We start from the raw sequence: 25,879 nt of genomic DNA, 5'->3' as shown, positions 1-25,879 counted from the left end.
AAGTTTAAGCGTCCTTATCCTGCTCAGACTTACTATCGACCTTTTTCTGCGCGTTGCTTTTAGTCGCATCGTCATCGTCGTCATCACTGACTGACTTTTTGAATCCTTTAATGGCCGAGCCCAGGTCACCACCAAGAGAACGCAGTCGCTTGGTGCCAAACAGCAGCACTATAATCACCAATAGGATCAGAAGTTGCCAAATACTAATACCCATAACACCCTCAACTAGTTGTGGCTGGCTTGCGCCAACTCATTGCGATACTAACGACGGTAAGTGCGCCACTCGCTGACGTCAGTCCTATATGTTGTCCCGTCACCCAAAATAAAGCGCTACTTACCAGCAGAGCGCCACTGGCAATGCCCCACCACATGCGCCAGGCAAATTGCCGCTGACTTGTGACGATGGCTTGCGCGGCAAGTTGCTGCTGCGCAATCTGATGCTTTTGCGTGCTCAGGTAATCATAAAGCAAGGTTGGCATCTCTGGCATTTTTTCTGCCCAGTAAGGTGCCTGCTCTTTGACTGAGCGCAGCACCGCGCGCCAGCCCAGCTGCTCTTTCATCCAGCGTTCCAGAAACGGCTTCGCGGTTTGCCATAGATCCAATTGCGGATACAGCGTGCGCCCCAGACCTTCGACGTAAAGCAGGGTTTTCTGTAGCAGCACCAGCTGTGGCTGAACTTCCATTTCGAAGCGCCGGGCGGTATTAAATAAGTTCACCAATACATGCCCAAATGAGATGTCGGCAAGCGGCTTATTAAAAATGGGCTCACACACGGTACGGATCGCTGACTCGAAATCTTCAACATTAATATGCGCAGGTACCCAGCCGGAATCGACATGCAGCTCGGCCACTTTGCGGTAGTCCCGATTAAAGAACGCCAGAAAGTTCTCTGCCAGATAGCGCTTATCCTCGCGGTTCAGCGTGCCGACAATGCCAAAATCGATGCCTAAATACTGTGGGTTTTCTGGATGTTCTCTGGATACAAAAATGTTGCCAGGATGCATGTCAGCATGGAAGAAACTGTCCCGAAATACCTGGGTAAAGAACACTTCAACGCCGCGCTCTGCCAGCTTTTTCATATCAACCCCGGCCGCCAGCAAGGTATCCACATCACTTACAGGAATGCCGTCAATACGCTCCATCACCATGATGTTATGGCGACTGAAGTCGCTGTACACTTTCGGGATATAAAGCAAGGTTGAGTCTTCAAAATTACGCCGCAGCTGAATCGCATTTGCTGCTTCACGAGCCAGGTCAAGCTCCCCAAGCAGAGTCTTGCGGTACTCCTTTACAACCTCTTTCGGCTTCAGGCGACGACCATCAGGCAAATGCTTTGCAAGCACACCGGCCAGCGTCTCCATTAAGCGCAAATCGGCACCAATGACACCGCGGATGTCGGGGCGAATGACCTTAATCACCACATCAGCACCGGCGTCGTCACCATTTTTCAGGGTGGCCGTATGCACCTGTGCGATAGAAGCTGAAGCCAGCGGCGCTACCGAGAAATCGACGAAGACATCGTCGATGCTGCGCAGACCCAATGCTTTTTCGATCAATTGCTGGGCCTGTTCGCCAGGAAAAGGTTTCACCCGGTCCTGCAACTTCGCCAGTTCCAGAGCAATCTCCGGCGGTAGTAAATCACGCCGGGTTGACAGCATCTGACCAAACTTCACCCACACTGGCCCCAGTGATTCTAAAGCTAGACGCAAACGCACCCCAGGCGACTTGTCTTTATGTTTATTCGGCAACCAGAATAAGGTGTAGCGCGCAAAGCGCACTGACCAAGGCATCCAGCGCGCCGGGATGAGCTCGTTGAGGCCATAATGCAAAAACGTACGGGTAATTTGGTACAGTCGCTTCGTTCGCATAATTAATTTCGCTGCTCTTTTAAGTGCCGCTCTAACTTATCAAGACGTGCGCGCAGGGCCTGCATATCCTGTTGAAACTGAATAAACCGCTCACGCGCAGGAATGACGCGTTTTTCTTCGGTCAGGGCGTCTTTTACCCATTGTCCCGAGTCCTGCTGAAAACGTTGCATGCGCTTACGCCCTCGCCCGTACGCATTCACCAGCACTTGCGCCGGCACATCACCAATACGGCGGGAAAGTTGCTCCGCCCAATCGATGTCGAGCTCACTAAACAGCTTACTTAACTGCTGCGCCAGCATAGGATCGCCTTCGATATCCAGCTTGTCGGCTTTAATTAGCCGAGTAATATTGGCACTATCGCGAAGCTCTGGTAGTACGGCAAGTTCAGTGATGATGTGGCAATCAACCTGTTGATCGTCAATCCAGCTGAAGACAATTCCGGACTCGGTGACCCCCAGCGTAAACGGGCGACCCAACTCTTTTAAAGTCAGGCGCAAGCGCCGCCCGGCAAGTTTCTGCAAGCGCTCGTTGCTGTGCGGGTCCAGGCTCAGAATATGATTCGCAAAGCCCTCGGCAACCTGAGTCGGTAACACGGTCCACAACATTAGAATTTAAACCCCCGGTGTAAGGCAACGATGCCGCCGGTCAGGTTATCAAAGGTGACCTGCTCATAACCGGCCTGCTCCATCATTGCTTTGAGCGTTTCCTGATCAGGGTGCATGCGGATGGATTCGGCCAGATATTGATAGCTCTCGGCATCACCGGCCACCAGCTGCCCCATCTTAGGTAACACATTGAACGAGTAAAAATCGTAGGCTTGCGACAACATTGGCGGCACCGGCTTAGAAAACTCCAGCACCAGCAAACGGCCACCTGGCTTGAGTACACGAAACATGGACTCAAGTGCTTTTTGCTTGTCGGTGACATTGCGCAGACCAAAAGCGATGGTAATGATATCGAAGGTATCATCGTCAAAAGGTAAACTCTCGGCGTTGGCCTGTACATAATCGACATTGCCAACGATGCCTTTATTACGCAGTTTGTCCTGACCGACATCCAGCATGGCCTGATTAATATCGGCCAATACGACTTTTCCGCTGGGCCCGACGCGACGTGAAAACTGCGCCGTTAAATCACCGGTTCCACCTGCGATATCAAGTACTTTCATACCGCTGCGGACACCACTACAGTCGATGGTGTAGCGTTTCCATAGACGGTGAATACCAAACGACATCACGTCGTTCATGATGTCGTATTTTTGCGCCACTGAATTAAAAACATTGGCAACAAGGCTTTGCTTTTCGTCTTTAGCAACTTGCTTGTAGCCAAAATCAATGGTGTCAGACTTCGAATCTTTCATCATGCTGCCTTTTCATAAATGGACGCCTAGTGTACTACGAATTTAAGCTTGGGCGTAGTGGTCACGGCGCGGTAACCAGCGCTGGATCAATGCTTCGGATGTCTCCGGATACTGTTGCCATAATTGCTCGGCCAACTGTTGCGCATTATCAAGCAGGTGATTATGTTTCATTACGTCAGCAACCTTCATTTCGGTCACTCCCGTCTGCCGCTGTCCTAATAACTCACCGGGCCCTCTTAACTCTAGGTCACGCTGGGCAATCACGAAACCATCGTTGCTGTCCCTTAACACCCCAAGTCGCTGGGTGGCGGTTTTGGATAAGGGAGCATGGTAAAGCAACACACAGTGGCTGGCCACCGCACCACGGCCGACCCGGCCGCGCAGCTGGTGGAGTTGCGCCAAGCCAAGGCGTTCCGGGTTCTCAATAATCATCAGACTGGCATTGGGCACATCAACCCCTACCTCAATGACAGTCGTCGCCACCAGCAGATCCAGCTCGTGGGCCTTAAATGCTTGCATGACCTGTTCTTTTTCGGCACTTTTCAAGCGCCCATGCACCAGCCCGATGCGCAGATCCGGCAAGGCATCTGCCAGCTGACTGGCGGTATCCTCTGCTGCCTGACATTGCAGGGCCTCAGACTCCTCAATAAGGGTACACACCCAATAGGCCTGGCGCTGCTCTTCCACGCAGACCTGATGCACCCGCTCCACCACTTGTGCACGACGAGTATCAGGCACAGCCACGGTGGTCACTGGCGTGCGTCCAGGCGGGAGTTCATCGATGACCGAGGTGGCCAGATCCGCATAGGCGGTCATCGCCAGCGTGCGCGGAATGGGTGTTGCTGTCATGATCAGCTGATGGGGCTGATAGCCCTGTTGCACGCCTTTTTCCCGCAAGCCCAGACGCTGGTGTACGCCAAAGCGGTGTTGTTCGTCGATAATGACTAACACCAGCTTATGGTAGGTCACCTCTGCCTGAAACAGCGCATGAGTACCCACTACCATATTCAGCTCGCCACTGGCTAACGCACTGAGATTTTCCCGCCGCTGTTTTGCCGTTTGCTTACCGGCCAGCCAGCCCACCTGAATGCCCAACGGCGCGAACCATTGCCGGAACGTCAGCGCGTGTTGCTCAGCAAGAATTTCGGTCGGCGCCATCAGTGCAACCTGATAGCCCTGGCCAATCGCCGTCAGAGCTGCCAATGCCGCCACCAGCGTTTTGCCCGAACCCACATCGCCCTGAACCAGACGCATCATTGGCAAAGATTCACTCAAGTCCTGCTGAATTTCAGTCACCACGCGCTGCTGCGCAGCAGTGGGCCGAAATGGCAGTTGTTGTAGGAATGCTTGCTCCAGCTCGCTATGAGGCGCCAGCGCGCGGGCCTGATGTTGTTGTTTAATGGCGCGAAGCTTTAACAGACTCAGTTGATGGGCGACCAGCTCTTCCATTGCCAGGCGTTCCTGAGCCGGATGATTGCCTTCCTGCAAGGCGCCTAGGCTTACATCCAGTGGCGGCCGATGTAAGAGTCGGATCGCAGCAGCTAAGCCCATCGCGTTCGGTTGCAATTGCTCAGGCAAGAGTTCAGGAACGGCTTTATCGGTGAGGTAAGTAAGTGCTTGCTCCGTTAGTTTGCGCAAGGTCGCCTGCTGCACGCCTTCGGTGGTAGGGTAAACAGGTGTCAGTGAGGTTTCGGCCAGCTCTGGCGCAGCACCGGTGATAATTTTATATTCGGGGTGAATCATATCCGGCCCTTGCAGCCCGCGTCGTGCTTCACCAAATAATTGCAGGCGCGTACCCTCGGCGAATTGCTTCAGCTGAGCCGCGCTAAACTGGAAAAACACGAGATTCAAGCCACCACTGGCGTCCTGCACTTTGACTTTAAGCATGCGCCGGCGGCCATACACAATTTCGGCTTTCACCACGGTGGCGATGACCGTTGCTGTGGTGCCAGGCTGCAGCCCTGCTATCGGATAAATGCGCGAGCGATCTTCATAACGTAACGGAAGATGCAGCAAGACATCCTGCAGGGTCGCCAGACCTAACTTCGCCAGACGCTCCTGCAACTTAGGGCCAACCCCCTTGAGCACGGTTAACGGTATGCGGTGTAAACCCTCGCTGTGCATTTTTATTTCGACCTCACCGCCTGCCACCAGGCCTCATCAGCGACAATCTGTCCCTGCTCATCAAGGTCTGGGTAGGGCAAATTCTTGCGTTTGCAGATCTTCGTAAAAATCGGATGACCGCCTTCAAAGAGAACCCGGTGCCGTTCACTGGCCGCCAGCCGGGGTTTATCATAGCACCCCGCCGCCTGACGCTGACGCTGGGCTTCGTACAAAATAATACCGGCGGCGACGGAGACATTTAACGACTCCGCCATGCCGACCATCGGCACTACAATATGATGATCGGCAAGAGCTAACGCGTCCTCCGAGACACCCTGCTTCTCCTGACCCAGCAAAATCGCGGTCGGACGCGTATAGTCGACCTCCCGAAAGTCAATCGCAGTCGCCGATAAGTGGGTCACCAGGACCTGCTTCCCCTCTTCTTTCAGCTGCGCGACGGCAGCCGCAGTGGACTGGTGGTGATGCACCTTGACCCATTGCTGTGACCCCATGGCGGTGCCACCTTTGACTTTGCCCCGGCGGTCGAACCAGACCGCATGGACTTCATGGATCCCGACCGCATCAGCCGTGCGGATCAATGCAGATAAGTTATGATTTTTATGGACACTCTCAAGGCAAAGCGTAAGATCAGCCTGACGGCGATCCAGCAAAGCATTGATCCGAGCAAAGCGTTCCGGCGACATAGAAATTCCGTCATTCGTTATTCGGTTTTTTAGGAGTATAACGGTATGCGCGAACTAACCCTAGTGTTTCAACATACTGATTTTTATGTCATGGATAAGCCTGCTGGCGCCCCCATGCATGCCAATGCGCAAGAACCCAGCGTCGTGCATCAGCTGGCCGAACAGTTGCAGGAACAGCTGTGGCCGGTGCACCGTCTCGACACGCCCACCTCCGGCGCCCTTTTGGTGGCGCGCAACGCTGCTGCCGCAGCTGAGTTAAGTCAGCTGTTTGCCGAGCGCGAAATCAGCAAGACCTACCTTGCCATTGCCGCCGGGCGGCCGAAGAAGAAACAAGGGTGGGTCGTAGGGGATATGGACAAAGCCCGCCGCGGCAGCTGGCGCCTGCTACATAGCACCACAAACCCGGCGCGAACCTACTTTAACAGTCAGTCGCTGCTGCCGGGCTATCGCTATTACACCCTGCATCCCAGCACCGGTAAAACCCATCAGTTGCGGGTCGCGCTCAAAAGTCTGGGTGTCCCTATTGTTGGTGATCAGCGCTACGGCGGTGAAGCCAACCCGCACCTGCACCTGCATGCCTGGCAACTGGCCTTTGCATTCCGGGGTGAAAAAATTATCGCCAAAGCCCCTTTGCCAAACTACGGCTTGTTCGCTGAACTTGCGACCAAAGACGCATTGGCAAACTAACTAAGTTCAAGGCATACTCAGGACACGTTACTTCTCCAAACCTGTAAGGTGTACTGTCATGTTAAAACCTACTGCTCTGGCGTTAGCCTGTGTTACCAGTTTACTGGCATGTCATGCCAGCTTCGCGCAAGAACCGATCCGCATTTCCGCAGATTTAGAATCACAGGTCATCGACTGGCGCCGTGATTTCCATCAGCACCCTGAACTCAGTAATCGCGAGTTCCGCACATCAAAAATCGTTGCCGAGCATTTACGTGCCCTCGGCATGGACGTGCAAACCGATATCGCCCATACCGGTGTGGTGGGTATTCTAAAAGGTGGTAAGCCTGGCCCGACAGTTGCGCTGCGCGCAGACATGGATGCCTTACCGGTCACCGAAAAGACCGATGTACCTTTTGCTTCAACCGTCACCACCGAGTATCGCGGTGAAGAAGTAGGTGTCATGCATGCCTGTGGTCACGACATGCATATCGCCATGTTGATGGGCGCTGCTGAAAAATTAGTTGCCATGCGCGACGAGATCCCTGGCACCGTGATGTTTATTTTCCAGCCAGCAGAAGAAGGCGCGCCCAAAGGTGAAGAAGGTGGTGCTGAGCTGATGCTCGAAGAAGGCCTGTTCGCCGACATCAAACCCGATGCTGTGTTTGGCATTCATGTAGGCTCCTCTGCTCCGACGGGCTACATTGCTTATCGCAGTGGCCCGCTGATGGCCTCGGCAGACCGTTTTGAGATTAATGTTAAAGGCGTACAAACCCACGGTTCGCGCCCATGGGGCGGAGTGGATCCTATTGTCGCTGCGGCGCAAATTATCAACAACACCCAAACTATCATCAGTCGCCAAACCAATATCACCAATGGCCCGGCAGTGGTGAGCTTTGGTATCGTCGATGGTGGCGTACGTAACAACATTATTCCTGACGAGGTTTACCTGGAAGGGACCATTCGTAATTTCGATATGGATAATCGGGCGCAGATTTTTGAAAACCTCAAAACCACCGCTGAGCATACCGCAATGAGCTCGGGCGCTGAGGCGCATGTGCACATTGATGAAGGCTACCCGGTCACCGTCAATGATCCTGGCCTCACTGAGAAGATGCTGCCCACCATGAAGCGTGTTGCCGGCGCGGATAAGGTTGTGGTCAGCCCGCTCATCACCGGCGCCGAGGATTTTTCCTTTTACGCGTTGGAAGTTCCGGGACTGTTTGTATTCCTTGGTGTGACGCCAGAAGGTCAGGATCCTGCTAAGGCACCGAGTAACCACTCACCTTATTTCTACGCCGATGAAGACGCGTTGAAGGTGGGCACGGAAATGTACGTGAACTGGGTGTTTGATTACGCTAAAAACTAAATCCCGGTCGTTCTGTACCCGCAGGAGGTAAGTGATGAGTGCGCAACAAGGAAGCCTGCATAGTGATGGCAAGTCTGTTCACTGGCGCCAGTTGCTCAAATCCGGGAGTCGTATTTTTATAGGCTCTCACGCAGCGGTTCCGCACGCACTCATCGCCGACCTCAGCGCACACAGCCAGCACCTGCACGATATCGAAATTGTGCAGGTCTATGCGTTAGGCGACAACGCCTGGGCCGAACCTGAATATACCCAGCAGTTTAAGGTGAATACGCTGTTTATTGGCGGTCCGCAGGTACGCCGCGCCGTTGCTGAAGGGCGTGCCGATTACACCCCCTGCTTTATGTCCGACATTCCCTCCCTGTTCCAGGACGGGATTCTGCCCCTTGATGCAGCGCTGATTATGGTCAGCCCGGCCGACGAATACGGTTACCACTCACTGGGAGTGTCTGTGGATATTGTTTCCGCGGCGCTGCGCTCTGCGAAAAAAGTGATCGCGCAGGTCAATCCGAAAATGCCGGTCACTTTTGGTCAGGCGTTTATCCATAAAGGTCAGATAGATGCGTTCTTTGACGCGGAAGCTGACCTGCCGGAAATCGAGGCGACAGAACTTGACGCCGTCACCGAGCGCATTGGTCAGTATGTGTCGCTGCTGGTGGAAGATGGCGCCACCATTCAAATCGGCTTTGGCAATATTTGCGATGCGGTTTTACGCTACCTTGGCAACCATAAAGATCTCGGTGTGCATAGCGAAATGATCACTGACGGCATTATGCAATTGATGCAAAGCGGCGTGATCAACAATCGCAAAAAAACCTACCATCAACATAAAACCGTGACCAGTTTCTGCGTCGGTAGCAAGGCCTTGTATGACTTTGTCGACGGCAATCCTCATATCGGTTTTTACCCAAGTGAGTACGTCAACTCGCCCGCTAATATTGCCCGCAACGATTGCATGATATCGATCAACAGCGCGATTGAGGTCGACCTAACCGGACAGGTGGTGTCGGATTCCATTGGTCATCAGTTCTACAGCGGCATCGGTGGTCATGTGGACTTCAGCCGCGGCGCCTCAATGAGTAAGGGTGGAAAACCCGTTATTGCACTGCCTTCGACCGCACAAGATGGCAGGATTTCACGCATTGTCCCTCATCTGACCGAAGGTGTCGGCGTCGCCACTTCCCGCGCGCATGTTTATTACGTGGTAACCGAGTTTGGGGTGGCGTCATTGCGTGGCAAGAGTATCCGCGAACGGGCACTGGAACTGATTCGGGTTGCCCATCCTAAATTCCGGCAGCAGTTGCTCGATGAAGTACGTAAGCACTACTACGTGCCTAACTATCAAACCATTAAATCCGTTGAGGTTCCTGAGCTTGGCAATGTCGGCTTTAAAGAGTTGTGCATCGACGGTCACTATTATGACTTGCGGCCGTTGAATCCAAGTGATGAACGCCGCCTGCAGGAGTTTTTCTACTCACACACCAAAGAAACTCTACAAATGCGCTACAACACAGTACCGACGCAGATGAGTCGGGAAAAGTCCTGCACTCTGGTCAGTGTTGATCAGGCCACGGATCTGGCCCTTTGCATTGTCCGGCAAAAAGGTTCTGCTGCTGAAATACAGGCGGTCGGCCGTTATTATTATGTGCCAGCAGATAACAGCTGTGAAGTAGCCTTTGTGACGCGGGAAATTCATCAGGGTAAGGGAATGGCCAGTCGCTTGCTGGACGAGATGATAAGTATCGCCAAGGTGCGTCAGCTGGGGCACATGGTCGCCTACGTGCGAGCCGAAAATCACAAGATGTTAGCCGTGTTTGAGCGCGCAGGGTTTAAACGTTTAGCCAGCGAGGAGCCCGGTGAGGTGCACCTTAAACTATCATTAGCCGACGGGTCCTAGTATGTCGATCACCTTATTCAGTCATCCAGCCTGCATGCAGCATCAGGTCAGCGAAATCCACCCGGAAGAACCGGCACGCATGAGCGCTATCAATGACCAGATCATTCGCTCCGGGCTGGAGCTGGCCATCCGCCAGCGCGATGGCAAAGCAGCCAGCAAAGAACAACTTTATCATGCCCATGACGTCAATTATGTGCACGAAATTTTCAATAAAGCTCCGGACGAAGGGCACGTCTGGCTCGATCCCGATACGCTGATGACACCTGGCTCCCTGCAAGCGGCATTGTATGCTGCCGGTTGTGGTATCGACGCCGTCGATGAAGTCATGCACAGCGACAATCCACGCGCTTTTTGTGTGGTGCGTCCGCCGGGGCATCACGCCACCCATGATCAAGCGATGGGCTTCTGTATTTTTAATAATATCGCTGTCGCTGCGACCCACGCGATGGCCGCCTATGATCTGGAGCGTGTGGCGATCATCGACTTTGACGTACACCATGGCAACGGTACCGAAGATATTTTCAGTAATGACGAACGCGTCCTACTCTGCTCATCATTCCAGCATCCGTTTTACCCCGATACTGGCGCCGATACGATTAGCCCACACATTATCAATAGCCCGATGCCGGCCGGAACCAGTGGCGAACAATGGCGCGCCGAAGTCGAGCAGCGCTGGTTACCGGCACTTGACCATTTCTCGCCGCAGCTGATTCTGGTGTCCGCGGGATTTGATGGTCATGCGGAAGATGATATGGGGAACTTTAACCTGCGTGAAGACGATTATTTTTGGATTGCGAAACGATTGAAAGAGCTTGCCGAGCGACACTGCGAAGGGCGGGTCATAGGCATGCTGGAAGGCGGTTACGACCACAGCTCCCTGGGCAGGAGTGTGGTCGCATTTGTGAAAGGCCTGATTTAGTCGTCTTGCAACTGGCTGCGGATCAGCTTCTTATCGACTTTGCCCACACTGGTGCGAGGAATTTCGTCGACTACTTTGACGGTGTCAGGAATCGCCCATTTCTCAATGTGGCCCTCATCGACAAAGCGCTGCATATGCTGCACCACTGCATCACGGTCCACCTGCGCACCGGCACGAACAGTAATCACTGCATGCGGACGCTCGCCCCACTCATCGTCGGGTAAGCCAACCACCGCCGCTAACTCGACGTCAGGATGTTGGCTGATCAGGTTTTCAATATCCAGTGATGATACCCATTCACCACCTGTCTTAATCACGTCTTTAATGCGGTCTCTGATCTGCAGGGTGTAGCCACTATCGATACTGCCGACATCACCGGTATGCATCCAGCCATTCGCCCACAGCTCGTCACTCTTATCAGGTTCATGCAGGTAGCCCTGGGTCAGCCACGGCGTTCGCACCACCACCTCACCCATAGCTTCGCCGTCATGGGGTAAGAAGCGGCCATTGCTGTCAATGATGCGCATATTCACTAGTGGCACAGGTTTGCCGGTTTTCACCCGCGTCTGCACCTGTTGCTCGAGGCTAAAGTCATCGGCATCGAGCGGCAGCCAGGTGGTACTCAACAACGGACAGGTTTCGGACATGCCATAGCCGGTATAAATTTCGATACCGCGATCCAACGCAGCTTTGGCCAGACCTTCAGTGAGCGCACTGCCACCAATCAATACTTGCCAACCACTAAAGTCGATTGCTTTCGCTTGCTCACTGCTTAGCACCATCTGCAAAATCGTCGGTACGCAATGCGAAAACGTAACCTTTTCGGTCATAAATAATTTCAGCAGGGTCGCCGGTTCGTAGCGACCCGGATACACCTGCTTAAGTCCCATCATGGTCGCGACAAAAGGTACACCCCAGGCATGCACATGGAACATTGGCGTGATCGGCATGTACACACTCGAGGCCTGCATCAGCTGCATGTTGTCGTTCATACTGGTGGTGGCGGCTAACGCCAGAGTGTGCAGCACCAGCTGCCGGTGTGAGAAAAACACCCCTTTTGGATTGCCGGTGGTGCCGGTGGTGTAAAAGGTGGTCGCAATCGCGTTTTCATCAAAGTCCGGAAAATCAAACTCCGTCATCGCGCCAGCAAGCATGCTTTCATAATCGCCAAGGGTTTCGAGCCGTGCAGCTGGAGGCTGATCGTCATCGCTCAACTGAATGTAACCTTTGACGGTGGTCAGGTCGTCTTTGACTTGTGCCAGCAACGGCAGGAAATCATCATGGGCAAGCACCAGATCATCTTCCGCATGATTCATGGTGTAGACCACTTGCTCAGGTGCCAGCCGCACATTCACTGTGTGCAGCACCGCACCAATCATGGGCACCGCAAAAAAGCACTCTAAATAACGCGGAGTATCCCAGTCCAAAACGGCGACCGTATCCCCTTCTTTCACGCCTGCTTCAGTGAGGACATTCGCCAGACGATGAACCCGTTCGATGAATTCGGCATAGCTGTAACGTTTACCATTGTTACCGCCAACAATTTCGTTATCACCGGCGTAACGCTCAGCCGACAGTAACAGTTGCTTTATCAACAGCGGATAATTGTAAGCGTCATCCGCGGGTGGAATCAGTTTAACAGCCATGCTTGCTCCTTAAAGTTCACTCACTCGGGTCTACCATTTTCTGGTGACTTCGTAGATATCGGTTCTTCTATCTTTCAAGTTCGTTACTGAGCCTTCGTGATGTAGATACCGTAACTCATCCAGATTTAGATCAGAGAAGATAAGCTGTTCGGTGTTGGCCGTGGTCTCTGCCAAAATCGCATCGTGTGGGAAGGCGAAATCCGAGGGTGAGAATACAGCCGACTGTGCATATTGCACATCCAGACTCTCCACCTGAGGCAAGTTACCAACGCTACCACAGGTGACCACGTAACATTCGTTCTCGACGGCCCGTGCCTGTGCACAGTGGCGCACACGCAAAAACGCATTACGGGTGTCCGTCCAGAATGGCACAAACAGTATCTCCAGCCCTTCAGCTGCCATTAAACGCCCCAGCTCAGGGAATTCGACGTCGTAGCAGATTAAAATACCAATTTTACCGGCATCCGTATCGAACACCTGGACATGGTTACCGCCTTCAATCACCCAGTCGCGCTTCTCGTGCGGGGTGACATGAATTTTACGTTGCTCTTCGACGGTACCATCGCGACGACACAAATAGGACACATTGTAGATCACGTCGTCTTCATCAAGCGGCATCGAGCCGGTGATAATATTGACGTTATAGCTCACCGCCATTTGCGACATTTCGCGTTTAAAGCGCTCGGTATAACCGGCCAGAAAGCGAATCGCATCTTTTTGCTGACTTTGGTCGGTCAGGCCCATCAGCGGTGCATTGAAAAATTCCGGGAATACAGCAAAGTCACTTTGATAACTGGACATCGCATCGACAAAGTATTCCACTTGCTTCAGCATTTCTTCGACGGAATCTATTTCACGCATTTGCCACTGCACGGCACCGATGCGCACATTGCGGATCCGGCTGCCAAGGATATTGTCCGAGGGCTCGTACAAGAAATTGTTCCACTCCAGCAGTGTGGCAAAGCCTGCAGAGCGCTTGTCTTCCGGTAAATACTTACCCAGCAGGCGTTTTACGGTAAAGTCATTGGCCAGCTGGAAGGTAAGAATTGGATCGTAGATTTCACGTCGATGCACGCCTTCAATGTACTGCCCAGGCGTTAGCTCTTCGGCGTATTTATGAAAGTTAACAATGCGTCCACCGGCTAAAATAGCTTTCAGATTAAGCTGACGGCAGAGTTCTTTACGCGCATCATAAAGACGCCGGCCCAAGCGGAAACCACGATAATCGGGGTGGATAAGTACATCCAGACCGTAAAGCGCATCACCTTTACGATCATTCAGAATATTCTCGCGCGCATCCATCAAATCGTCATAGGTGTGCGGGTTACTGAAGCGCGCGTATTTTACGCGCACCGTTAAGGCCACGCCCACCAGCTCGCCGTTATCTTCTAACAGCAGTTGGCCTTCCGGAAATTCTTTCACTAACTTGAGGATCGTATGCTCCCCCCAAGCCCCACCAATGTCTGGATAAACCTTATCCATCAACGACTTCAATTGGGGGTAATCTTCTTTGCGCAAATTGCGTAATTGCAAATGCAGTTCATCAGGGCTCATAGACATCCTTTGGAATCCTTAGTACAACATACAACTAGTATGACGAAGTCGCAGTAATTGGCAACAACCAATGGACTTTAGCTATTGCACCTGAAGGTTAGGACATATAAACTTCTGGACGTCTAAAATTAATTTTAATAATAAAGGTTGGCTGTATTATGACGGAATCCGCCAGTGCGCGTGCGCTACTCCCACTCGGTCTCTTTCTTGCACTATTCCTCGGCGCAGGGATTTACTTTCAGGCAACTGGCGTGGATATGGCGTTCTACCAACTTGCCAGCCCAGTCGCCATCTTGCCGGCCATTATCCTTGGTGTTTTGCTAAGTAAGCAGGCCTTTGAAGAACGCATCAACACCTTCGTGGCCGGAGTCGGTGACCGCAACATTGTCACCATGTGTATGATTTATTTGCTGGCCGGCGCCTTCTCCACTGTTGCCGCGGCAACCGGTGGTGTGGATGCCATGGTGGCCTTGGGCCTGAATGTGATCCCAGCCAGCTTCCTGCTACCCGGCCTGTTTATCATTGCCGCTGTGGTTTCGACCGCCATGGGTACCTCAATGGGTACTCTGGGTGCGTTGGCGCCGGTCGCGCTGGGCTTAGGTCAGGCGGCAGGCATCGATCTCGCCTTATTAGCAGGGGTTTTGGTCAGTGGCGCCATGTTTGGTGACAACCTTTCCATTATTTCCGATACCACCATTGCCGCAACCCGAACGCAGGGCTGCAACATGAGTGATAAATTCAAGGCTAACCTTAAAATCTCAATACCGGCGGCTATTATCACCATTATCTGGCTGCTTACTTATGATACCGGTGCCACGCCACCACAGATTCCTGATGCCAACCTCTGGTTAAGTCTGCCCTACTTTTTCATTATTGTGCTGGCAGTGATGGGCTTGAATGTCTTTGCGGTACTAACGCTGGGGATTATTTTGGCCGCCGGCTTCGGGATGGTCACCGTTGACTATCAATGGGTCGCGTTCAGTCAGGATATTTATGAAGGCTTCACCAGCATGCAGGAGATCTTCTTGCTGAGCTTGCTGATCGGTGGTCTCTCCGCTTTGATTCGCCAGCAGGGTGGCTTGAAGTTTCTCGCCAATACAGTCGGTAATGTCACCAAGCGTTTGTTCCGTCATCAGCAACAGCGCGCAGCTTTTGGCGTGGCCGGACTGACCGGGCTGACGAACTTTGCGGTCGCCAATAACACGGTCACCATTCTGCTTTCCGGTGAGGTCAGTAAAAAACTCGCCGAGGAGGGTAATCTCGCGCCGCGACAAAGTGCCAGCTTATTAGATATTTTCGCCTGTGTCGTACAAGGCGCATTACCTTATGGAGCGCAGGCGCTCTTCATGGGCGCCAGCTTCGGCTTAACGCCCGTCGAGGTCAGTATTCATACCGGGTATTGTTTTATTCTGGGGGCAGTGGCCATTGCCATGATCATCTGGCGCAAGCCACTTGAAGGTCGGGAAAAACTGGAGCCGAGCGCGGCTTAATTCGTGCTCGGTAATTCCATCACACCATCAATCTCAATTTGCGCGCCCTTCGGCAAGGCTTTAACGCCGATAGCGGCGCGCGCAGGATAAGGCGTGCGGAAAAACTCAGCCATCACTTCATTAACGATGGCGAACTGACCCAGATCAATCAGATAAATCTGTACTTTGATCATATCCTGTAACTCACCACCCGCGGCTTCACACACCGCAGCAAGGTTCTTAAACACCTGTTTGGCCTGCGCACGGAAGTCTTCACTGACGAATTCCATGGTCTCCGGAACTAATGGGATTTGCCCGGATAAATAAACCGTGGTGCCAATTTTAACCGCCTGCGAATAGGTGCCAATAGCGGCAGGTGCATTTTCAGTACTAATAATGACTTTAGACATATTACTTCCTTAACCGCGCTACGCGCTGCACATCAGGCATTTTGCGAATATGGCGAATCACGTCCGCAAGTTGCTTTCTATCATGAACCGTCAATGCCACATCAATGTAGTAAATATTAGCATCGACTTCCTCTGTTTTGAGGCCGTGAATATTACAGCCACTGGCCGCTATATTCGAGGTTAACTTCGCCAATGCACCTTGGTGATTGACAACTTCAACCCGCACCTCGGTAATAAATTCAGCATCCGGCTTGTTATCCCACTGCACCGGGAAGTAACGGCCGGGCTCATCTTCATGGCCACGTACGTTTTTACACTCGCGGCGGTGAATCACCAAGCCTTTGCCCGGGCTCACATGAGCGATGATGTCGTCACCGGGAATGGGTCGGCAGCACTTGGCAAAACTGACCAATAGGCCATCAGCACCTTTTATCGAGAGACTGCGCTGATTACCCGCTGTAACCACTTGCTCATCTTTTGGCTGCTGCAGTTCACCGAGCAGACGCTTGGCGATGGCCACTGACATCATATTGCCCAGACCAATTTCCCTTAACAGTGCTGACTTCGATTCGAGTTTGACCTCAGCACAGACGCGGGCAAATTCTGCTGCTTTAATGTCATCATAGCTCACTGGCCCAAGTGCAGCGCGCAACAGACGTTCGCCCAATTGCTCAGCTTCAAGTGATTCCTGCCCTTTCAGATACTGACGAATCTTCGCCCGCGCTTTTCCGGTGACAGCAAAATTAAGCCAGGCGATGTTCGGTCGCGAGCCCGGTGCCGTCTTAATTTCGACGGTCTGTCCGGTTTCCAGCGGTTTACTTAGCGAGTAAACCTTGTGATTGACCCGCGCACCGATACAGGTGTTACCAATATCCGTATGCACGGCGTAAGCGAAGTCCACCGGTGTTGCGCCCTGAGGCAGCTCGATAATCCGCCCTTCCGGAGTAAACACATAAATCTCTTCGGGGAACAGCTCAGACTTCACGTTCTCAATAAATTCAAACGCATTACCAGTACTTTGTTGCAGTTCCAGCAAACTTTGCATCCAGCGCCGAGCGCGCACTTGCGCGGTGGTACCACTGCTTTCTTCGGTTTTGTAAAGCCAATGTGCAGCAACGCCGCGGTCCGCCATCAGATTCATTTCTTCGGTACGGATCTGGATCTCGACTGGGATACCATGCGGCCCTTTCAGTGAGGAGTGCAAGGACTGGTAGCCATTCGACTTGGGGATTGCTATGTAGTCTTTAAACCGGGTTTCAATCGGCTTGTAGAGATTATGCAAAGCGCCAAGCACGCGGTAACAGGTATCGACTTCATCAACGATGACCCGAAACGCATAAATGTCCATCACTTGCTCAAACTGAAGCTCTTTGTGCAGCATTTTCTGGTAAATGCTGTACAGGTGCTTTTCGCGGCCCAAAACCCGGGCATGAATGCCATGGTCCGCAAGCCGTGTTTCAATTTCTTTTTGAACCCGCTCAACCAGCTCGCGGCGGTTGCCCCGCGCTTGCTTGACCTGGGACTCGAGGAGCTTGGCGCGCCATGGATACAGGGCGTAGAAGCCAAGTTGCTCGAGCTCGTTTTTAATATCATGGATACCCAAACGGTGGGCTAATGGGGCGTAGATCTCAAGGGTTTCCCGCGCGATGCGGCGGCGTTTATCCGGTCGGAGATGGCTAATGGTGCGCATATTGTGCGTACGGTCGGCCAGCTTGATCAGAATCACCCGGATATCGTGCACCATCGCCATGATCATTTTGCGATAGTTTTCAGTCTGCAACTCTTCTTTGGAATTGAAGGTCAGCTTATCGAGCTTAGACACACCCTCGACCAGTTCAGCAACTGTAGCACCGAACTGCTCGGCAAGATCTTCCTGGGTGAACTCGGTATCTTCAATGACATCATGCAGCAGCGCCGCCATGATAGTCTCATGGTCCAGACGCATGTCTGCCAGCAGGCCAGCAACGGCCACGGGGTGGGTAATATAAGGTTCGCCGCTACGACGTTTTTGCGTTTTGTGCGCTTCTGCGGCCAGCTTAAAGGCCGCAGCAGCACGCTGTACCTGATCAGGTGGTAAGTACTCGGCTAATTGCTGCCGGAGCCCTTCAAATAGATACACCCGCGTTACTCAGAACTACGAATCGCTTCAAATTCAGCTTGTTCTGCTGACTCTTGCTGCATCATTTGTGAACGCTCTTCAACATCCAGACGGGCAGCATCGATCAAGCCTTCTTCGATTTCCCGCAACGCTATAACGGTTGCTTTTTCGCTGTTCTTCCACGGCACCAAGGCGTCTTTGCCTTGGATCGCCAGTTGACGAGCGCGACGCGATGCGACCAATACCAGGTCAAATCGGTTGCCAATACGATCAACAGCTTCTTCTACAGTTACGCGCGCCATAGTTTCTCCAACTCAATAAGTAGATTGCAAATGCAAAATGGGTCACGAATTATACGGATTTAGCCGTCATTCGCCAAGAGATCTTTAAGTTTAGTCGCATGCCGTGTTTGCTGCAACGCCATTCGGTGACGTCGCGCCAGCACGATATGTTCAAAATTAGCCAGGGTATCGGCAAAATCGTCGTTGACCAGCAGATAGTCAAACTCATGATAATGCGACATTTCTGCCTGGGCTTTGGCCATCCTGCCACGGATAACTTCGTCGCTGTCCTGACCGCGGCTGCGCAGTCGCTGCTCGAGGGCATCCAGACTTGGCGGCACAATAAATATCGACTGGGCTTGCGGATACGCCTCCCGAACTTGTCGGGCGCCTTGCCAATCGATGTCCAAAAACACATCGATACCTTTTTTCAAAGTATCTTCTATGACCTGCCGCGAGGTGCCGTAGTAGTTATCGAAAACTTTTGCCCATTCATAGAACGCATTTGCTTCGATCTTGCGCTGAAACGTGGCAACATCAAGAAAGTGATAATGCTCACCGTCAATTTCTCCAGGGCGAGGTGCACGCGTAGTACACGAAACCGAGACCTGCATGCTGCCGTCATTATGGCGCTCAAGCAATGCACGAATTAAACTGGATTTACCAGCACCACTAGGTGCGGCAACAATAAATAAATTTCCGTCAGCAGCGGCTGATGTTGTGGTCATGATAGCGTGGTCACATTCTTCACTTGCGATTGACGGCAAAGCATAGCATGTTGCACCTTTAGGTGCGACATCTTAACAACGAGGAAAGTGTCCATGAGTACCAGTTGGATCATCATCATTATTGCCATTGCTTTGTTTGTGTACCTGATCAGTATCTACAACAAGTTAGTGCGCTTAAAGAATCAATTCGAAAATGCTTTTGCGCAAATTGAAGTGCAACTGAAACGTCGTTACGACCTGATTCCTAACCTGGTTGAGACCGCAAAAGCCTATCTTAGCCATGAACGGGAAACCCTGGAGGCTGTGACTCAGGCTCGCAATCAAGCCGCTGCAGCACTACCGAAAGCCGCACAGGACCCGCGTAATACCGCCGCAATGCAAGAATTGGGTGGCGCAGAGACTGCGCTCGGTAGCGCACTGGGCCGGCTTAACGTGGTCATGGAAGCCTACCCGGAGCTGAAAGCCAATGAGAACATGATGCAGGTTTCAGAGGAGCTCACCACCACTGAAAACCGCGTTGCTTTTGCCCGTCAGGCATTTAACGATGCGGTGATGAGCTATAACACCTATCGCCAGTCGTTCCCACCAGTGGTCTTTGCCAGTTTCTTCGGTCATGGCAAAGATGCGACCTTGTTGGAGTTTGCTGACAGCGCAGAGATTCAGGCTGCGCCGAAAGTTCAGTTTTAAACACGTTCAGTTTTAACTAACACGGCGGCACTATGGTTAACTTTTTTGAACATCAGCAGCAGGCACGACGTAACACCGGCCTGCTGGTCATTCTGTTCTTCCTCGCCTTTGCCCTTATCATTGCCGCGGTGACCTTGGTCGCCGCCTTTGTGATTGGCGCAGTGGGGACCAATGGCCAGGGTGATTATCAACTCAGCTGGGAACCTTTTATCTGGGTCAGCACCATCGTCGGTGGCGGTATTCTGCTGGTGATGCTGTTCAAATGGTTACAATTAAAAGCAGGTGGCAAGGTTGTTGCCGAACATCTGGGCGGCACACTGGTAAGCCCGGACACCCAGGACGCCGTCGAACGGCGGGTAATGAACGTAGTGGAAGAAATGGCCATCGCCGCTAACATGCCCGTTCCTGCGGTTTATATTCTCCCCAATGAAAGCTCCATCAATGCCTTCGCGGCAGGTTATGACAGCCGCGATGCGGTGATTGGACTCACCCGGGGCGCCATTGACAGTTTCTCACGGGAGCAACTGCAAGGCGTGGTTGCGCACGAGTTCAGCCATATTCTAAACGGTGATATGCGCCTGAACATCCGTTTAATTGCAGCACTGGCCGGCATTCTGGCGGTCGCCCATCTGGGGCGTATTCTGTTGTACTCGGGTCATGCCAGCCGCGGCCGCAATAATAAAAATGCGCTGCCACTGTTCGGCCTGGGGTTAATCATTCTTGGTGGTATCGGTATTTTATTTGGCAATCTTATTAAGTCGGCAGTGAGTCGCCAGCGTGAGTTTCTTGCTGATGCCGCCGCCGTGCAGTTCACCCGAAATCCGGAAGGCCTGTCCGGTGCATTGAAGCAAATAGGTGCGCGGGAGCATGGCAGCCGGGTGCAGCATAAAAATGCGGATGAAGCGGCGCACCTGTTTTTCGGCGAGGCCTTAAGTCACTGGTTTGGAATGATGGCCACGCACCCACCGCTGGCCAAACGCATCAAGCGCATTGAGCCGCATTGGAACGGCCACTACCCCGAACCCCGCACCGCACGCAGCCGCTCCGAGAAAGATCATGTTAAGGCGCAGCCGAAACCCTCAGCGCTTAACAAGCTGGCACTGCTGGCCTTGCCTTCGGTGCTGATGGAACAAGCTCATAGCCCCAGGCAGGCGCCCAAACTGGTGCACGATATCGTGCTGAGTCAATTGCTGGACGAGCCCAATAAAGCTCTGAAGGATCTCGCTCCTGCACAGCAACTGGCGCTGGTTGAAGTCGCTGTACCGGCACTACGCCAGGCCAGTGAAGCGGATCGGCTGAACCTGTTAAAAGATTTAGAGACCATGGCCAACAGTCAGGACCTGTTTCACTGGGGCTTGTACCAATTGCTTGCCCGTCAGCTCTTACCCAAAGCCCGGTTTAAAGAAACGCTGGATAATGATCAGGCGCTGCAGGTTACGGTGGAAGCCCTGCAGCGCACCGACGCCGGCCAAAAGGTTGACCGTCAGGCGTTATGCCTGGCTCTGAACACTTGCCGTGGCTGGTCGCCCAAAGCCAAACAAACGCTTATCGACAACTGGCTGACAACCGTGCGCGCTGACGATGTTATCTCGCCAGCTGAGCGGCAGTTGCTGGCGATCCTTTGTGCCTGTATTGAAGTGCCGTTGCCCGATGAAATGCTGCAATAAACTGGCAGTATTAGCGGGCATTCAACCAGGCATTGATATGCGCGTGGCGCTCGTTGTCCATCACCCCTAAGCTCATGTGATGCCGACCGGGTGCCATGATCAGCGTCACCTGGTCAGACTCCAGTGGCAGATAGTGCTCATACGGAGCGATACTGTCTTTATCGCTGGCCACAATCAAGGTCGGTACGGTGATCTTCGGAAGCAATTGCATCAAATCTGTGGCAGCCACCGCAATATCCTGCCTGCGCATGGCTTGCACCACCCCCTCGCGAATTGAGTCGGCGGGCATCAGCTTGCTCAGATTGGGATACAGCAGTTCAATCATAGCGGTGGTCGCCTGATCCATTGGCCGCATCGGCGCAAACAGCATCAAACCACGAACGTCATCCCGTGCTCGGGTCACCTGAGTAGCAGCAACGGCTCCCATCGACACCCCTGCCAGGTACAACGGTCGCGGCGCTTCCCGTTGCGGCAAGCTATCAATCAGGGCATTAATCAGTGGTGCGTCATGTACGCCGAACCCTACCTGGTCCGCGCTGGAATCGCCGTGGCCAAGCAAATCCGGAACAATGACGTGGTAGCCCAAAAACATATAGTAGGCGGCCAGATACCCCATGGTCGACTTATCGCCACCATAGCCGTGCAGTAACACCACGGTTCCGGACTTTGGCGGTGTCGCGTCGCGGCTCAGATCCAACCGCGAATGGTCAAGCTTATCGTTCACCTCGAGTTCAGCATCAAGCGTCAGACGCTGGAACTTTTCGCTGTCCAGTAAATGATAGGGCTTACCAAAGTAATACCCCGTGCAACCGCCTAAATAGGGCAGACAGAACTCGCGCTTGTTGAGTTGCAGGGTGCGCATACCTGCTTCGGACTCAGCGTTCCAGTTGGTTCCCTGCGGACGCTTGGAAAGTTCGTACTCAATATAGTTCGCACACCCTGTCAAAAGCGCACTGCAAGCCAAAACCAGGCCCAGAAGACTCGTTCGCTTCATGCTCCGCCTCTACTCTTCGTTACCGTAGAAAAATGAGGCGACACTATAGCGAAAGTCGGTTTTCAGGGCTACTGCTTTCAGAGCTCGTCCGCCTCAGCTGGTGCTTGCTGCATCCTTTCCTTAAACTGCGAGTGCTTGCTCCAGGTCGGCGATAATGTCATCGGGATGTTCAATACCCACACACAGCCGAATCGCCTCGGGGCGGACCCCAACTTGCGCCTGCTCCTCAGTACTCAGTTGCCGATGGGTGGTGGAGGCCGGATGGCAGGCCAGCGACTTGGCATCGCCGATATTGACCAGGCGCTTAAACAGCTCCAGTTTATCGTAAAACGTGACGCCCGCCTCGTAGCCGCCTTTCAGACCAAAGGTCAGCAATGACGCCGGTAAGCCGCCACGGATGTACTTCTGGGCCAACGCGTAATCAGCGTGGTTCTCAAGCCCGGCGTAGTTCACCCAGGCGACGTCCGGATGATGTTGCAAAAAGTGCAGTACGCGCAAGGTATTCTGGCAATGCCTCTCCATCCGTAACTCGAGTGTCTCCAGCCCCTGCAAAATAAGAAAAGCATTAAAGGGCGATAAAGCAGCACCGGTATTGCGTAGTGCGACGGTGCGTGCACGGGCAATGAAAGCTGCCTCGGCGAAGGTCTCGTTATAAACAATGCCATGATACGCCGGCTCAGGCTGGGCGAACTGCGGAAACTTGTCGGCATAGTTCGGCCAGTTAAACTTGCCACTGTCGACAATCAATCCGCCGATGGTGGTGCCGTGCCCGCCGATGTATTTGGTCAGTGAATGCACCACGATATGGGCACCCCAGTCGATAGGCTTACAAAGCGAGGGTGATGCCACGGTATTATCGACCACCAGGGGCACCCCCTTGCGCTCGGCAAGCTCAGCATAGGCTTCAAGATCAGCAACGGTTCCCGCCGGATTACCGATGGTTTCGCAATAAATTGCTTTGGTGTTAGCGTCGACACAGGCTTCAATATCTGCGGTAGCAGCGGATTTGGCGAAGCGCACATCAATGCCCAGCGACGGCAACATATGAGCAAATAACGTATAGGTCCCGCCATAAAGCTGCGGCGTCGTCACAATGTTATCGCCATTGCTCGCCAGCGTGATTAAAGCGTACTGGATGGCGGCCATCCCGGAAGCTACAGCAAGCCCGGCAATGCCACCTTCCAGCGCCGCCACCCGCTGCTCGAGGACGTCATTGGTCGGGTTCATGATGCGACTGTAAATATTCCCCGGTACCGCCAAATCAAATAAATCAGCGCCATGCTGGGCATCATCAAAGGCAAAGGCCGCCGTCTGGTAGATGGGGGTGGCAACCGACTTGGTGGTGGGATCGGTTTCATAGCCGTGGTGGATTGCAAGGGTCGCAGCGCGATAGGTGTGTGTCATAATAGCCTCAGCATGGATGTTTATACGTTTAGACGTCCATATTAACCAAAATTACCTAAGCTGCAAGCCCTGAGGCTAATGTTTTTTTAACCTTGCAATTAATTGCAAAACATCACTATGGACACCAGCTGCAGTGACTTCAGGCCCGGCACCGGGTCCTTGTATCACCAGGGGGTTGGCATCGTATTGCTGTGTCCGCACGGTAAAGTTGGCATTGCCTCCGGGTAAGTTTGCATAAACCGAGGTGCTTTCGATCGGCACTAGCTCCGTACCGCCATGGTAGTGACCGTCGTCATCCTGGCAGATATAACCCAGATACACCCACTGCTTAGCCTCAGGGCACTCATGCTGACGCCAGCTTTCAAACGACTTATCGAAGGCCTCGCCTTGACCGACAAATTCTTGCGTCGTGCACTCGCGCAGCTCGGGCGGTACCAGGTTATGAATCGACAAATCTTTCAGCTGCAGCGGCCAGCCCACCTCACGGGCGAGGATAACCAGTTTCCGTGCAACATCCATCCCGCCGAGATCAAGCCGTGGATCAGGCTCGGTCAGCCCCTCTTCCTGCGCTTTCGTCAACCAGTCTGAGAGACTTTCACCGGCGCGGAACTGCTGAAAAATCCAGGACAAGGAACCGGAAAGGTTGCCCTCAATGCGCAGTACTTTGTCGCCACACAGGCAGCGTTCCTGCAGCGCACTTAAAATCGGCAGGCCGGCCCCAACCGTGGTGTTGTAAAGCCAGTGCCGTTGGTACTGATCGAGTACCCGTCTGAAGTCACGGTACCAGCTCAGGTCACTGGAGCCTGCGTATTTATTGGCACAAATCACGTGCGCGCCCGCCGCCACCCAGGCCGGGTAACTGCGGCTGACCTGTTTTGACGCCGTCAGATCGATAAGCACGGGTTGTTGCTCACGCTCGCGGCAGCGCTGTAACCACGTCTGCACGTCTGCCGCTGACCCGGCCTCGCTGCTGTTCGCAAGCTGCTCCCGCCAGCTATCCAGGTTCACTCCGCGGGGAGCATCGAGCCAGCAGGAACTGCGAAAAATTGCCGTAACCTGCGCATGCGAGGCCAGGCTTAGCTGACCAGCGAACTGATCAAGCCAAGAGCTGCCTATAGTGCCAACCCCAATCACTCCAAGCGCGATCTCTGCCCGACTCATACATCCTCCAGGAATTCTTGTAGCCGCGGCCCGAACACCGCGGTATTTAAAATAAAGCCATCGTGACCATGAGCCGTAGCGACCTCATCATAAGCCCAGCACCGGGGCAGTAACCCTTGTAGTTCATTCAGCACATGCGGTGGAACCAGCAGGTCGTCTTTGAATCCCAGTAGGAATGTCGGTACCTGCACACGTTGCGGGGCAACCCGAAAGGCATCAAGCGCAGGGCCAAACTCGGTGAACAAACGGCGGGCCTGCCAGGGATCACGTTGCACCAGGCGCTGTGCGCGTTGATGCATAAAGTCGATGGCGCCTGCTGCATCGCTAAAGCGGGCATCAAGACCGGTGGTACCTCGGTAGCTGACCATGGCCAGCGCACGCGCTAAAACCACGCCACGTTCAGCATCGCCGGCTTGTTCAGCGAGTTCGATAAAGTCCCGTTGCAGGCTGCGCAACATCACCGCCTGCGCGGTCGCTCTATGCGCGGCGCCCAACACCGCCAGCCGCGCTACCGAAAGCTTACCGGCAGCCACCAGAGCCATGCCAACACAGCCACCGTAGGAACCACCGATGAGGGCATGCAAATGCTTCACGCCAAGCTGCAGCAGAGCTTCCTCTACCGCTTGCGCCTGTAATTCAACACTGCCGGGAGTAACAGCGCAGGAGCTTGCGCCCATACCGCCAAGGTAATCGAGACTCCAAACGTTATAACGCAGCAGATCGGTATCGCGAAACAGCCCCTGCCACCAACCCTCGCCGGATTGCGTGTAGACTTCACGCCCCCCGGAAATGCCGCCAAGGACAAGTATGTTCGGCGCGCCCTCAGTACCTTGTTGCCGCACAGCCAGTTGTCCCTGCGGGGTGGAGATTAGATGGTCGACCTGTTTATAGCTCATC

23 protein-coding genes are annotated in these 25,879 nt (G+C 53.4%); 7 read left to right on the top strand and 16 right to left on the bottom strand.

From position 1 onward, the window contains the following. Positions 1 to 4: 4 nt before the first annotated feature. From tatA to trmH, 6 genes are read right to left on the bottom strand one after another with little or no spacing between them, the layout of a single operon-like run. Positions 5 to 214 carry a twin-arginine translocase TatA/TatE family subunit gene (gene tatA, locus J6J34_RS08115; protein ID WP_301721243.1) on the bottom strand — a complete coding sequence of 70 codons (210 nt, stop codon included), beginning with the start codon at positions 212 to 214 and terminating at the stop codon, positions 5 to 7. Positions 215 to 221: 7 nt separating this feature from the next. Continuing rightward, a complete protein-coding gene (ubiB, locus tag J6J34_RS08110) occupies positions 222 to 1,868 on the bottom strand; it encodes a ubiquinone biosynthesis regulatory protein kinase UbiB (RefSeq protein ID WP_301721244.1) in 1,647 nt (548 codons plus the stop codon). Between the two features lie 2 nt (positions 1,869 to 1,870). Continuing rightward, on the bottom strand, positions 1,871 to 2,473 hold the full coding sequence (locus tag J6J34_RS08105; protein ID WP_301721245.1) for a ubiquinone biosynthesis accessory factor UbiJ: 603 nt from the start codon (positions 2,471 to 2,473) through the stop codon (positions 1,871 to 1,873). After that, on the bottom strand, positions 2,473 to 3,228 hold the full coding sequence (ubiE, locus tag J6J34_RS08100) for a bifunctional demethylmenaquinone methyltransferase/2-methoxy-6-polyprenyl-1,4-benzoquinol methylase UbiE (RefSeq protein WP_335342635.1): 756 nt from the start codon (positions 3,226 to 3,228) through the stop codon (positions 2,473 to 2,475). The genes J6J34_RS08105 and ubiE overlap by 1 nt, the downstream gene beginning before the upstream one ends. Before the next feature lie 42 nt (positions 3,229 to 3,270). Further along, positions 3,271 to 5,352: an ATP-dependent DNA helicase RecG gene (gene recG / locus J6J34_RS08095; protein ID WP_301721370.1), complete on the bottom strand. Its 2,082-nt coding sequence runs from the start codon at positions 5,350 to 5,352 to the stop codon at positions 3,271 to 3,273. Positions 5,353 to 5,354: 2 nt separating this feature from the next. Continuing rightward, positions 5,355 to 6,035, bottom strand: a complete 681-nt coding sequence (gene trmH, locus J6J34_RS08090; RefSeq protein WP_301721249.1) for a tRNA (guanosine(18)-2'-O)-methyltransferase TrmH — start codon at positions 6,033 to 6,035, stop codon at positions 5,355 to 5,357. A gap of 45 nt (positions 6,036 to 6,080) precedes the next feature. On the opposite strand from trmH, the gene J6J34_RS08085 reads away from it, so the two are divergent. Genes J6J34_RS08085 through J6J34_RS08070 form a run of 4 tightly spaced genes read left to right on the top strand, consistent with a single transcriptional unit; the run spans position 6,081 to position 10,883 of the window. Continuing rightward, complete coding sequence (locus J6J34_RS08085) at positions 6,081 to 6,722, top strand: TIGR01621 family pseudouridine synthase (protein ID WP_301721250.1); 642 nt, start codon at positions 6,081 to 6,083, stop codon at positions 6,720 to 6,722. A 58-nt stretch (positions 6,723 to 6,780) separates the two neighbouring features. Then, the gene (locus tag J6J34_RS08080; protein ID WP_301721252.1) at positions 6,781 to 8,070 is read left to right on the top strand and encodes a M20 family metallopeptidase; all 1,290 of its coding nucleotides are present in this window, start codon (positions 6,781 to 6,783) and stop codon (positions 8,068 to 8,070) included. Positions 8,071 to 8,104: 34 nt separating this feature from the next. After that, on the top strand, positions 8,105 to 9,964 hold the full coding sequence (locus J6J34_RS08075; protein WP_301721254.1) for a GNAT family N-acetyltransferase: 1,860 nt from the start codon (positions 8,105 to 8,107) through the stop codon (positions 9,962 to 9,964). Position 9,965: 1 nt separating this feature from the next. Beyond that, positions 9,966 to 10,883 carry a histone deacetylase family protein gene (locus tag J6J34_RS08070; RefSeq protein ID WP_301721255.1) on the top strand — a complete coding sequence of 306 codons (918 nt, stop codon included), beginning with the start codon at positions 9,966 to 9,968 and terminating at the stop codon, positions 10,881 to 10,883. On the opposite strand, the gene J6J34_RS08065 is transcribed toward J6J34_RS08070, so the two are convergent. Beyond that, on the bottom strand, positions 10,880 to 12,529 hold the full coding sequence (locus J6J34_RS08065; protein ID WP_301898845.1) for a fatty acid--CoA ligase: 1,650 nt from the start codon (positions 12,527 to 12,529) through the stop codon (positions 10,880 to 10,882). The genes J6J34_RS08070 and J6J34_RS08065 overlap by 4 nt on opposite strands. A gap of 30 nt (positions 12,530 to 12,559) precedes the next feature. Next, positions 12,560 to 14,083, bottom strand: coding sequence for a bifunctional GNAT family N-acetyltransferase/carbon-nitrogen hydrolase family protein (locus J6J34_RS08060; protein ID WP_301721257.1), 1,524 nt, complete (start codon positions 14,081 to 14,083; stop codon positions 12,560 to 12,562). A gap of 158 nt (positions 14,084 to 14,241) precedes the next feature. Between J6J34_RS08060 and J6J34_RS08055 the strand changes: the two genes are divergently transcribed. Beyond that, positions 14,242 to 15,573, top strand: coding sequence for a Na+/H+ antiporter NhaC family protein (locus J6J34_RS08055; RefSeq protein ID WP_301721259.1), 1,332 nt, complete (start codon positions 14,242 to 14,244; stop codon positions 15,571 to 15,573). Here J6J34_RS08055 and J6J34_RS08050 read toward each other — a convergent pair. From J6J34_RS08050 to gmk, 4 genes are read right to left on the bottom strand one after another with little or no spacing between them, the layout of a single operon-like run. Continuing rightward, positions 15,570 to 15,962, bottom strand: a complete 393-nt coding sequence (locus J6J34_RS08050; protein ID WP_301721260.1) for a RidA family protein — start codon at positions 15,960 to 15,962, stop codon at positions 15,570 to 15,572. The two genes, J6J34_RS08055 and J6J34_RS08050, sit on opposite strands and share 4 nt — an antisense overlap. 1 nt (position 15,963) lies before the next feature. Further along, on the bottom strand, positions 15,964 to 18,081 hold the full coding sequence (gene spoT, locus J6J34_RS08045; protein WP_301898843.1) for a bifunctional GTP diphosphokinase/guanosine-3',5'-bis pyrophosphate 3'-pyrophosphohydrolase: 2,118 nt from the start codon (positions 18,079 to 18,081) through the stop codon (positions 15,964 to 15,966). 5 nt (positions 18,082 to 18,086) lie between these two features. Continuing rightward, on the bottom strand, positions 18,087 to 18,362 hold the full coding sequence (rpoZ, locus tag J6J34_RS08040; protein ID WP_301721262.1) for a DNA-directed RNA polymerase subunit omega: 276 nt from the start codon (positions 18,360 to 18,362) through the stop codon (positions 18,087 to 18,089). A gap of 59 nt (positions 18,363 to 18,421) precedes the next feature. After that, positions 18,422 to 19,069 carry a guanylate kinase gene (gene gmk / locus J6J34_RS08035; protein WP_301721265.1) on the bottom strand — a complete coding sequence of 216 codons (648 nt, stop codon included), beginning with the start codon at positions 19,067 to 19,069 and terminating at the stop codon, positions 18,422 to 18,424. A 93-nt stretch (positions 19,070 to 19,162) separates the two neighbouring features. Between gmk and J6J34_RS08030 the strand changes: the two genes are divergently transcribed. Next, positions 19,163 to 19,756 (top strand): LemA family protein, encoded by a 594-nt coding sequence (locus J6J34_RS08030; RefSeq protein ID WP_301721266.1) that lies wholly within the window; start codon positions 19,163 to 19,165, stop codon positions 19,754 to 19,756. A 32-nt stretch (positions 19,757 to 19,788) separates the two neighbouring features. After that, positions 19,789 to 21,423: a M48 family metallopeptidase gene (locus J6J34_RS08025; RefSeq protein WP_301721267.1), complete on the top strand. Its 1,635-nt coding sequence runs from the start codon at positions 19,789 to 19,791 to the stop codon at positions 21,421 to 21,423. A gap of 10 nt (positions 21,424 to 21,433) precedes the next feature. Here J6J34_RS08025 and J6J34_RS08020 read toward each other — a convergent pair whose 3' ends face one another. From J6J34_RS08020 to J6J34_RS08005, 4 genes are all read right to left on the bottom strand, one after another. Further along, on the bottom strand, positions 21,434 to 22,417 hold the full coding sequence (locus tag J6J34_RS08020; RefSeq protein ID WP_301721268.1) for an alpha/beta hydrolase: 984 nt from the start codon (positions 22,415 to 22,417) through the stop codon (positions 21,434 to 21,436). 120 nt (positions 22,418 to 22,537) lie between these two features. After that, positions 22,538 to 23,821 (bottom strand): O-acetylhomoserine aminocarboxypropyltransferase/cysteine synthase family protein, encoded by a 1,284-nt coding sequence (locus tag J6J34_RS08015; protein WP_301721270.1) that lies wholly within the window; start codon positions 23,819 to 23,821, stop codon positions 22,538 to 22,540. A 75-nt stretch (positions 23,822 to 23,896) separates the two neighbouring features. Then, positions 23,897 to 24,982 carry a homoserine dehydrogenase family protein gene (locus tag J6J34_RS08010; RefSeq protein ID WP_301898842.1) on the bottom strand — a complete coding sequence of 362 codons (1,086 nt, stop codon included), beginning with the start codon at positions 24,980 to 24,982 and terminating at the stop codon, positions 23,897 to 23,899. Continuing rightward, on the bottom strand, positions 24,979 to 25,878 hold the full coding sequence (locus J6J34_RS08005; protein ID WP_301721273.1) for an alpha/beta fold hydrolase: 900 nt from the start codon (positions 25,876 to 25,878) through the stop codon (positions 24,979 to 24,981). Before J6J34_RS08005 ends, J6J34_RS08010 begins: the two co-directional genes overlap by 4 nt. Position 25,879: the final 1 nt, after the last annotated feature.

The organism is Pseudidiomarina terrestris (genome assembly GCF_030466405.1).
Lineage (GTDB): Bacteria > Pseudomonadota > Gammaproteobacteria > Enterobacterales > Alteromonadaceae > Pseudidiomarina > Pseudidiomarina terrestris.
This window is presented reverse-complemented; position numbering and strand designations above follow the sequence as displayed.